General features: G+C 68.5%; 6 protein-coding genes. All 6 read right to left on the bottom strand.

Annotation, left to right across the window (positions count from 1 at the left end; translation table 11 throughout):
- The coding region (locus N7333_RS22650; protein ID WP_279859416.1) for an ABC transporter ATP-binding protein at nt 1-615 on the bottom strand (615 nt) is incomplete at its 3' end.
- Nucleotides 615-3,671 carry a serine/threonine-protein kinase gene (locus N7333_RS22655; protein WP_129482654.1) on the bottom strand — a complete coding sequence of 1,019 codons (3,057 nt, stop codon included), beginning with the start codon at nt 3,669-3,671 and terminating at the stop codon, nt 615-617. The genes N7333_RS22655 and N7333_RS22650, both read right to left, overlap by 1 nt.
- Before the next feature lie 15 nt (nt 3,672-3,686).
- Nucleotides 3,687-4,415, bottom strand: a complete 729-nt coding sequence (locus N7333_RS22660) for a protein phosphatase 2C domain-containing protein (RefSeq protein ID WP_041772884.1) — start codon at nt 4,413-4,415, stop codon at nt 3,687-3,689.
- On the bottom strand, nt 4,415-5,104 hold the full coding sequence (tagF, locus tag N7333_RS22665; protein WP_003246992.1) for a type VI secretion system-associated protein TagF: 690 nt from the start codon (nt 5,102-5,104) through the stop codon (nt 4,415-4,417). Before tagF ends, N7333_RS22660 begins: the two co-directional genes overlap by 1 nt.
- Nucleotides 5,101-8,616, bottom strand: coding sequence for a type VI secretion system membrane subunit TssM (gene tssM / locus N7333_RS22670; RefSeq protein ID WP_129482653.1), 3,516 nt, complete (start codon nt 8,614-8,616; stop codon nt 5,101-5,103). The genes tagF and tssM overlap by 4 nt, the downstream gene beginning before the upstream one ends.
- Nucleotides 8,613-9,779: DotU family type VI secretion system protein (locus N7333_RS22675; RefSeq protein ID WP_279859417.1), on the bottom strand; the 1,167-nt coding region annotated here is incomplete at its 5' end. The genes tssM and N7333_RS22675, both read right to left, overlap by 4 nt.

Here is a 9,779-nt window from a genome sequence, read left to right on the forward strand (position 1 = left end):
CAGCGCTTCGTCATGGGTGGCGATGAGGATGCAGGCGCCCTGCTCCTGCGCGCGCTCCACCAGTAGCTGCATGACCCGCTCGGCATTGAGCGGGTCGAGCGATGCGGTGGGTTCGTCGGCCAGCACCAGGGCCGGGCCGTGGGCCAGGGCGCGGGCGATGCTGACGCGCTGCCGCTGGCCCACCGACAGCGCGGCCGGCAGCTTGTCCAGCTGGTCGGCGATTTCCAGGCGCTCGGCCAGGCGCTGCACGGTGACGTCGTCGGGCATGCCGAGCAAGGCGCGCGACAGGCCGATATTGTCGCGCACGTCGAGAAAACCCAGCAGCCCGCCGGTCTGCAGCACGTAGCCCATCAGCCGGCTGCGCAACTCGGCCAGCTGATCCTGACGATCGTGCCGCCACAGCGCGGCGATATCGCGGGTCTGCCCGTCGCGGGTGAATTCCAGGGCGCCGCCGGGGTCGGGGCTGAGTACCAGGGCCAGCAGGTCGAGCAAGGTGCTCTTGCCGCTGCCGCTGGGCCCGACCAGTGCCAGGCGCTGCCCCGGGCGCAGGTCCAGGCGCGGCACCTGCAGGCGGTAACCCGGTCGGCTCTTGCCGATATCGCGCAGGCGCAGCATCAGGGCAGCGTCGCCAGCGGCACGCGGTACAGCGCGTCGCCCGGTTGTGCATCGCCAAAGCGCACCCAGTGGCCGATGTCGTTGTGGAAGGTTTCATACAGGCGGATCTTCGATTCCAGCTCGTCGATGTAGTCCTGCTGTTCGGCGACGCTGAGCGACAGCCACAGCTCCTGGGTCATGTTCAGCGACTTGCTGCGGTACGGCAGCCCTTCCAGGTACTCGCCGAGGATGCCGGACTCGGCCAGGTTGCGGCCCTGACTCAGGCCGCTGGGGTCGCGGCTCATGTAGGCGCTGGCGCTGGCGATTTCCTGGAAGAAGTCCTTGGGCGAGGACTGGGTACGCCGCGCCGCGTCGACGATCAGCTTGAGCGACTGCTGCAGGTCGTTGAGCTGCAACTTGGTCAGTAGCACGCAGACCTGGAAGGCCGGCAGCGAGGGGTTGGTCAGGTCGTGGTCGGCGGTCCAGGCAGTGACCAGCTGCGGTGCCTGGGTGGCCGAGCGGCGGCCGAGAAAGTCCATCTGCATGGCATAGCCGATGGCATTGCTCTTGGCCGCGATGCTGCGCGTGGACTGATGTTCGGACGGCGCCTGGACCTGGTTGTTGGCCACCTGATTGACCAGTTCGGCGAAGATCATCCCGATCTCCTTGACCGTCTGCCCGAACTTTTCCACCTCGCCGTCGGCCACCGGGATGTACAGGTCGCCGATCAGCGGGTTGGCGTCGGCGGTCAGGCTGCGGTACTGCTGTTCGGCGAAACCGTGGTTGTCGCGGCCGATGGGCGTACGCAGGTGCAGCGCGTAGATCTTGATCTGCTTGCGCAGCGCCGCCTCGCGCACCTCGGCCTCGTTCATCTGCGTGCGGCTCAGCGGGTCGTTCTTGCGCAGCGCCCCGGCATCGGTGACCAGCAGGATCAGCCGGCCGCTGTAGGGCGTCCAGTCCATGCCTTCCACGGCCTCCATCACGCCGGCGAAGGCATCCTCGTTGAAAGCGTGGCTGGAGACGCTGGTGGCCTTGACCTGGCGCGCCAGGTCGACGAAACGCTGCGGGTCGCTGCCCTCTTCCAGGGTCACCAGGGTGCGGGTGACGTACTCCAGCCCCGGCGTCTTGTCGACGTTGCTGCGAAAGCCCACCAGACCGAAGCTGACGTTGTCCAGATCACCGCGGCTGGCGATCTGCTTGTGCAGCTCGTCCACCACTCGCACCACGCGGTCGATGTAGGGCTGCATGGACACCGAGGTATCGACCACCAGCACGATGCCGGTGCGGAACTTGTCGTGCTGGTAGCGCTGGCTGCCGTCGCCGATCACCTTTTCGGCGTCGCCCGGGTCGATGGAGGCCACGTTGAGCAGTTGCACCGGCGCGCCGCCGGCGTCGTAGCTTTCGGCCGAATCGAAGATCGGCAGCAGGTAGAACTGCTCCTGCGGGATGGCGTTGGCGGCCGGCTCCAGCGCAATCACCTCCGGCGGCGCCGTCTCGTAGCGGGCCTGGTGCAGCGCCGTGCGGGCCGTGGCCGGGTCGGCCAGGTACTGCTCCAGGGTGCTGCGGCTGTCGAGGAACATCACCGGCGAGCGCCCGGAGCGCTCGGTGAACTTGAGCACCAGGCTCTGTTTCCAGTCGCTGGCCTGATCCGCCGCCAGCCAGCCGTCGCGCGTGCCATCGCTGGAGGCGCCCACCTGCAGCCAGGTGCGCCCGGCCTGCTCTTCACGGCGGTAGACATACAGCACCGAAAAGGCCGGCAGCTCGCGCCCCTGTGCGGCCTGACCGGGTTCGCTGGCCAGACGTGCATCGGGCTTGCTCAGCACGCGCTGGAACAGTGTCTTCTTGCCCGGCATCAGCAGCGGGCGCTCGCCGCCGTCGGTGGCCAGGGCGCCGGGCGTGCCTTCGCTTACCACCGGCGGCTTCGCATCGTCCGCCGGTGGGTCGCTCTGCGCCTGCTCGGGTGACGGCGGTTTGGGCGAACCGCTGAACAACCAGTAGCCACCGCCGGCCAGCACCAGCAGGCCGACCAGCGCCAATGCCGCTATCGCCAGCATCGGGCTGCGCGAAGGTGCGGCTTGCACCGCAGGTTTGGCGGGCGGGACGCGGGTGGGATGCTCCTCGGTTGAACGCGGTGCCTCGCTCTGCGCCGATGGCATGCTTACCGAAACCGCCTGCAGGCCGCCGAGGTCGGTCGGCATGGAGCGCTGCGCCGGCGCGTCCGGCAGGCCCAGCGGGCGGAACTGGGTGGCTTCGCTGTCGCCGCCGGTTGCTGCGGGGGGCGGGCTGGCGGCCAGTTCGTCCAGCGCCTTGATCAGCGCCGCGGCATCGGGGAAACGATCGGCCGGATCCTTGGCCAGCAGGCGGCTGAGGATGGGCTGGTAGCGCCCCTGGGCAATCGGCAGCTCGGGCAGTGGCTGGGTGAGGTGGGCCAGCGCGGTGGACAGCGAATCGGCGCCGACGTAGGGCAGCTGACCGGTGAGAATCTCGTAGAGCACCACGCCCAGGGCATAGAGGTCGGTACGCCCGTCGACCTGTTGGCCGCGCGCCTGCTCCGGGCTCATGTAACTGGGGGTGCCGACGGCGAAGCCGGCCTGGGTGAACTGGGTACGGTCTTCCAGCGACTTGGCGATGCCGAAGTCCGACAGCACCGCGGTGCCGTCGGCGCGGAACAGGATGTTGGCCGGTTTGACGTCGCGGTGCACCAGGCCCTGGGCATGGGCATAGCCGAGCGCCGAGGCGATCTGGCGCAGGTACTGGATACCCTGCTCCGCGCTCAGCCCGGCGGCGATGCGCTCCTTCAGCGTGCCGTTGGGCAGGTACTCCATGGCCATGTAGTAATGGCTGCCGACATTGCCGATGTCGTGGATGGTCACGGTATTGGGATGGGACAGCCGCGCCAGGGTCTTGCCCTCGCGCAGGAAGCGCTCGCAGAAGCTGGGATCGGCAGCCAGCGCCGCGGCCATCACCTTGAGCGCCACCTTGCGCTCCAGCGAGCGCTGGGTGGCCAGGTAGACCACGGCCATGGCGCCGTCGCCCAGCTCGCGCTCGATCTCGTACCCCGGTATTTCGATATCCATGGGTTACTGCGTCCTTCAATAGGCTTTGACGACTATGGCGGTGATGTTGTCCGGCGCCCCGCGGGTCAGGCCCAGATGCACCAGGCTGCGCACCATCTCGTAGGGCGCGACGTGGCCGAGCACGTCCTGCAGTTCGTGCTCCTCGACGGTACGGGTGAGGCCGTCGCTGCACAGCAGGAAGCAGTCGCCGGGCAGCACCTGCAGCTGCACCTCGGCCAGCTCCAGGCGCTCCTGGGCGCCGACCGCGCGGGTGACGATATTGCCCATGGGGTGCTCGCGCGCCTCGGCTTCACTGAGCACGCTGCTGTCGATCAGCTCCTGCACGTAGCTGTGATCGTGACTGATGGCCTGCAGCACGCCGTCGCGCAGGCGGTACAGGCGGCTGTCGCCGGCCCACAGACAGACGGCCTGCTCGCCGCGCGCCACCAGCAGCACCAGGGTGCTGCCCATCATGCTCACGCCACGGCGCTGCGCCTCTTCGCGCACCGTACGATTGACCTCGTCGACGCAGTCGCGCAATGCCTGCACGTAGTCATCGAGCTGCTGCGTGGGCATCACCCGGCGCAGGCTGTCGACGATCAGGCTGCTGACGAAATCCCCTGCGGCATGCCCGCCCATGCCGTCGGCCACCGCCCACAGGCCGATCTCCTGGGCGTCCAGGCAGGCGTCCTCGTTGACCTGGCGGACCATGCCGACATGGCTGTGGCTGGCGGACTGGTACTGCTCCACTGCGGCTGCGTTCATCATCGGCTCTCGCTCTGCAACTGCGCGGCCAGGCTGGGAGCCGGCGATACATCCGCTCCCAGCAACAGGCCACTGAACGCCTGCGCTGCCGGCATCCCGGCGCAGCACAGCAGGCCGGCGGCGACATGCTCCGAGCCGCGCCCCCACCACAGACTGGCGCCTTCACAGGTGAGCTGAGCCAGCACGGCCAGGCGCTCGGCCGGGCTGGCGACACCGAAATGCATCTGCCGAAAGCCTGGCGTGCGCGGCCTGCGCCGGCTGCAAGGCGGATCGCCAAGGGCGGCCACCGCGGCCTCGAAGGCCTCGCATTCGCTGCCTTCCTCCAGCGTCGACAGCAACAACGCCTCAGCCTGCTCGTACCAGGCGTCCGGGCCGCCGAGCAGCGAGCCCAGGTCGGCATCGGCGTCCAGCAGGCAGGCGATGGTCAGCGGGAAGTAACGGCCGACCCGGTCGACGCTGGGCATCATCACCCCGGTGACCGCTTCGCTGCTCACCAGGCCCGGCGCCAGGGCGAAGCGCCACAGCGGGCTGACCAGATAGGCATCGAGCCAGGCCGGGCCAAGCTCCTGCTGGCTGGTGGCGATGCCCGTGGCCAGCCAGGCATCCCAGGATTCGATGAAGGCGCTGGGCAGGCCGCGATGGATGAAGTCGCCGCGGCTCGCCAGCTTGCCGTAGAAGCCCACCGTCATAACCGCTCCGGCAAGCTGAAGCCGCTCAGCACACGGCCACGGAAGGGATTGAAGGCGCTGCTGGCGCGCAGTTCGCAGGCCACGCTGGCGTTGTCCACGCGCAGGCGCAGGGTGAAGCGGTCCGGCGAGGCGCCGGGGGTCAGGTCGGATTGCTCGAGCAGACGGAACCAGGCCCAGGGGCCGTCCAGGGTCAGGCCGGAACGCCCGGCGCTGGTCGGCGGGGTGATCGACAGGCGCACCACCCCCAGGCTGTTGGGGCTCGGCCACTGCATCGCCACCGGCCGGCTGGGACCGTGGTCGTAGGTCATCTGCTGGCCGTCCAGATCGAGGATGAACTGGCTGATCGCCGCGTCCATCGCCACCGGTTTGAGCTCGAAGCGCACCGTGGGCTGGGTGCCGCCGGAGCGGAAGAAGGCATCGCGGATCGCCGCCGCGCGCTGGAAGGTCTGCAGCACGCCGCTGCCTATCCCCAAGCGCTCGGCCGCCCCCGGCTGCCAGCGCCAGGTGGTTGCCGAGGTGTCGACGTAGGGCTGCAGGTACTTGCGGAAGTAGTTGTCCATCACCCCGCCGACGCCGAAGAAGTTGCCGAAGTCCTCCAGCGTGGCGTCACGCGTGCTGCCACTGTCCAGCGGATAGCGGCCGGCCAGCGACTGGCGGTAGACGTTGACCACCTCGGCCACCCAGGCGGCGTTGAGCTGGCTGCGGATGCCGCCCATCATGCTGTTGGTGGTGGCGCTAACCACCGAGTTGACCAGGTTCTGCACCAGCGGCGGCTGGCGTTCGCCGGCCAGCTTGACCCGCTGCGCCGAGGCCACGGCCTGATTCTTCGCCTCGCCGAGCAAGGCGTCGCCACTGGCGCCGCTCATGGCGCTGAGCTGCACGTAGAGTTCGTTGAACTGGGCCAGCAGGTCGTCGATGGGCGCACTGTTGCTACCCTCGGGCTTGCGCACCAGGCTGTTCAGCTCGTTGAAGCGGGCGGTGATCGGGTCCACCTGTGGCGCGGCCTGCGGCTGGTTCTGCCCCCCCTGGCCGACCAGCGAGCCGAGTTGCTGCTTGAGCTTGTCCACCGTGCCGTCGGCGGCCTTGAGCTTGTCGGCGAGCAGGCGGTCTTCCTGCTGCAGGTCGGTTTCCCGCGCCACCGCCTCGAGCAGCTGCTTGAGCGGCGAATTGGGCCCGGAGAGCACGCGCATCACGTCGGCCGCCTGGGCCACGCTGGTGATGGCGACGAAATCGATATCGCCGAGCAGGCTTTCCCACTGGCCGAGAAAGTCCTGGAAGTACAGGTTGCGTACCTCCAGGGCCAGGCTGGCGGCGTCCTGGTTGTCCGCCAGCGGTCGGCCCAGCACCCACTGCTCCTCGGCCAGCGCGCCGGACTGGCTGAGGCTGGCGACCATGAATACCTGGCGATAGCCGCGGTAGGTGTAGAAGCCGCTCAGTGGATCGTTCAGCGGCTTGCCGCTCTTGCGGGTGAACACCAGGGCGGCGTCGCGCCCGGCCGCTTCGCTGATGCGAAAGTCCGGCAGACCGTCAGGCAGCTTCTGTCGCTTGACCCGGTTGTACACGCGCTGCGCCACCGACATCTGCTGCAGCTGACGACGCAGGTCCTCGATCAGGTTCTCGTCCAGCCGCGCCGGTGGCGGCTTGCGCGCGAACAGCGCATCGAGGTGCTCGCCGAGGGCCAGGCGCTGATCCGGCGCCAGATCGCGCGGCAGGCTCTGGTCCCAGTCCAGGTTGATCCAGGCCTTGATGAAGTCCGCATCGTACTGGTCGGCGCTGGCCAGCATCAGATAGGCCTTGAGCCCCTCGTAGAGGAAGTCGGAATTGCCGCCGCTGCGCAGCTGTTCCTCGATGCGGGTCAGCAGCCGCGGCGCCATCACTGCGATCAGTAGCTTGCGATAGACGCTGCCGGCTTCGGCGCCGAGCATGTCGCCCTGGTACAGGCCGAAGCCGGCGGCCCAGGACGGCGGGTTGTCCGCCACGTGGCGAATGGCGTTGAGCAGCGGCAGCACCGCCAGCACCTCGCGCTGCGCCGGGCTCAGGGCCTCCAGCTGACCCTTGAGCGGCGCCACCCGCGCGTCGACCTCGGCGATATAGGCTTGGTTGGCGTTGTAGCTGACCAGCCAGACGCTGGCGACCGCGACGAACAGCAGCACCGAAGCGGCCAGGGCGCCGCGGGTGATCCACTTGCGCCGGCGTTCCACCTTGGGGTTGGCGCCGACCAGGCCGCGCTCGCCGAAGGCCACCTCGCGAAACAGCCGCTCGATGAAGTAGCTGCGCCCGGTGCCGGTCTGCCGCGCCAGGTGCTGGCGATCGAGGTTCATGCTCTGCGCCATGGCACCGATCAGGCGGTCGATAGGGCTGCCTTCCTGAGTGCCACTGGTGAAATAGACGCCGCGCAGCAGCACCCGCTCCTCGTAGGGATTGGGTTTGAACACGCCGTCGAGAAAGCTGGCGAGGTTGTCGCGCAGCGCGGCGAATTGCTGCGGGAAGCCGTAGATCAGGTCACGCCGGTTGGGGTCGCGCTCCTGCTGCAGACGCTCCACCAGGCGTTGGGTCAGGCGCTCCTCGAGCGCGGCGAACTCCTGCTTGAAGCCAGCCAGCGGCCCTTCTCCGCTCTTGCCGTCGTCCAGGGGGAAGGTGGTACCCCAGACCTGGCCGCGCTCCTCCTTGCTGAGGTCGTCGAAGAACTCCATGAAGCCGGGCACCAGGTCGAACTTGGTCAGCATCACGTAGATCGGGAAACGCACGCCGAGCTGGGCGTAGAGCTCCTGCACCCGAGCACGGATGGAACGGGCATGGGCGGCGCGCTCGCTCTCGCTGCCCAGCAGCAGATCGGACAGGCTGATGGCGATGAACGCGCCGTCGATGGGGCGGCGCTTGCGCTGGTTCTTGAGCAGGTCGAGAAAGCCCAGCCAGGCGGCCTTATCCACCTCGGCGTGGCTGTCCTGGGTGGTGTAGCGGCCGGCGGTATCCAGCAGCACGGCCTCGTCGGTGAACCACCAGTCGCAGTTGCGCGTGCCGCCGACGCCACGGATGGCGCCGCCGCCCATATGCTCGGCCAGGGGGAAGTTGAGCCCGGAGTTGACCAGCGCGGTGGTCTTGCCCGAACCGGGCGGACCGATGATCACGTACCAGGGCAGCTCGTAGAGGTTGCGCCGCTCCTGGCCGCCGAGCTTGGCCTTCTTCAGCAGTTGCAGGGCTTCGTCCATGCGCTGCTTGAGGGTCGCCAGCTCCTCGGCGGTGGCCACGCTGGCGGCATCCGGCGCCACCGCCACCAGCCCCTGCATGACCTTGGCGGCGTTGCGCCGCGCCTGGATCAGGCGCAGGACGCGAAAGCCGATCCAGGTCAGGAACAGCAGCGCGATCAGAATCCAGCGCACCGTCGCCGAGGCCAGCGGCTCGAAGCCGCCGATGGCGATCAGCGGGCCGACGAACCAGATCACCAGGCTCAGCGCGGTCAGACCGAGAATAGGCACCAGCCAGCGCACACAGAAATTGAAGAAGGCCTTCACAGGTTGCCCTCCGCGAATACGGTGATCTCCACCCGGCGGTTGCGTGCGCGGCCGGCGGCGCTCTCGTTGGAGGCCACCGGTTCGGTGTCGCTGCGCCCTTCGGCGGTGAAGCGTTCCGGCTGGCCGCTGCGCGCGGCCAGGACGTCCATGACCTGCTGCGCGCGGTCCTGCGACAGCTTCCAGTTGGAGGGATAACGCAAGGTGGCGATGGGCCGGTCGTCACTGTGACCGGTGACCAGCACGTTGCCCTTGACCTGGCGGATGGCCTCGGCAATGCGCAGCAGCAGCGGCTGCAGGTTGTCGGAGATGCTGGCGCTGCCGGAAGCGAACAGCTCATCGCCACGGATGGTCACTACCGAACGGTCCACCGCATCCTCCACGGCGACGCGCTGGGCGCGGATGTCGTCTTCGAGAAAACGTGCCAGACGCGGGCGTTCGATCAGCTTGGGCTGTACCGGCGGCCGGTCGATGGTCTGCACCGGGATCTCGCCCAACGCGTGGATATTGCGGAACACCGGTTCGGCGTCGCTGGCCAGCTTCAGGCGCAGGCCGAACAGCAGAAGCAGCAGCAGCGCCAGGCATACGGCGATGCCGACCCAGGGCGGGACGAACTGCGACAGGCGATCGCGCACCGCGCTGACGCCCCGCCAGCGCGGCGACAGACCGCGTTCGTACTCGCCACGGACGCTGCGGATGGTCGCCGCGGTACGTTCGCGCAGGGCTTCGAGCTGGCTGCGGCCGTCGTTCATCACCCGGTAGCGCCCCTCGAAACCCAGGCACATGCACAGGTACAGCAGCTCGAGAATGTTCAGCTTCTGCCGGGCGTTCTGCAGGCAGTGCTCGAGCAGCTGGAACACCTTCTCACCGCCCCAGGCCTCGTTGTGCAGGGTAATCAGCAGGCTCTGCTTGCCCCAGTCGCTGCCACTGCCCCAGGGCGTGCTGAGCACCGCCTCGTCCAGCGCGGTGCACAGCACATAGCGGCTGAGCATGACCTCGTCCTGCGGCACGCCGGCGCCCTTGGCCTGTTCCTCGAACTGGCGCAGATAGGCCAGCAATTGCGCGCGCAGGCTGGCCGGCATCGGATGGGAAATGGTGTTGCGCAAACGCGTCAGCAGCGCCAGCAGCGGCGCCGCTGCGCGCTCCAGCGGGTTGAGGCCCTGGGC

Origin of the sequence: Pseudomonas sp. GD04158 (assembly GCF_029834875.1) — a bacterium.
Lineage (GTDB): Bacteria > Pseudomonadota > Gammaproteobacteria > Pseudomonadales > Pseudomonadaceae > Aquipseudomonas > Aquipseudomonas hydrolytica.

Coding starts and splice junctions, on each gene's coding strand:
- N7333_RS22655 (WP_129482654.1), bottom strand. CDS start 3,671: ATGGATATCGAAATACCGGGGTACGAGATCGAGCGCGAGCTGGGCGAC.
- N7333_RS22660 (WP_041772884.1), bottom strand. CDS start 4,415: ATGAACGCAGCCGCAGTGGAGCAGTACCAGTCCGCCAGCCACAGCCAT.
- tagF (WP_003246992.1), bottom strand. CDS start 5,104: ATGACGGTGGGCTTCTACGGCAAGCTGGCGAGCCGCGGCGACTTCATC.